At 43.6% G+C, this 528-nt stretch carries 1 protein-coding gene; it reads left to right on the forward strand.

What is annotated here, in order from left to right; genetic code table 11:
• Window positions 1-477 (forward strand): DUF6040 family protein (locus tag IE182_RS32995; protein ID WP_229845305.1); only part of this gene is annotated, 477 nt, incomplete at its 5' end.
• Window positions 478-528 lie beyond the last annotated feature (51 nt).

The raw sequence follows: 528 nt of genomic DNA on the forward strand, positions 1-528 counted from the left end.
CTGCTACTGTATGGAGTGCTTACCACAGTATTCACAGCAGTACGTTCAGAAGCCTTTGTAAGCGATTTTAAGACCTTTTTCATGGTTATATGGCAGTTCATTGTGAATGCGTTCCAGTTGCTTCTTAAAGGCGGTCAGTGGGCTTCACAACTGGGAGATAAGATACCACAGCCAGTAGTGGCTACCATAGTGCATTATCTTCTCTTAATCGTCTTTGTGGGCGGTATTGCTATCGGTGTGGGCTTTCTTATCTTCCTTGGAGCAAGCAAGGTGTTTGAGTTCTACACAGAGGACTATGCGGACACCATGAGCCTTGCCGTATTCCTCATAAGCCTTGCAGTATCGGTGTACTTTGCAGAGCCTATAAGGGCGGTAATCCCTATCAATCTTCTTTTACTGCTGATACTGGTACATATCGTTTATGTGCTGATAAGGTGGTATGTAAAAGGGTGTATGAGGTCGAGAGGATACTACTAAATTGACACCCCAGAAATGGGGTGTTATATTTAATTATGTGAAGTAGAGACT

It is taken from the genome of Streptomyces cinnamoneus, assembly GCF_014650495.1.
Classification (GTDB): domain Bacteria; phylum Actinomycetota; class Actinomycetes; order Streptomycetales; family Streptomycetaceae; genus Streptomyces; species Streptomyces cinnamoneus.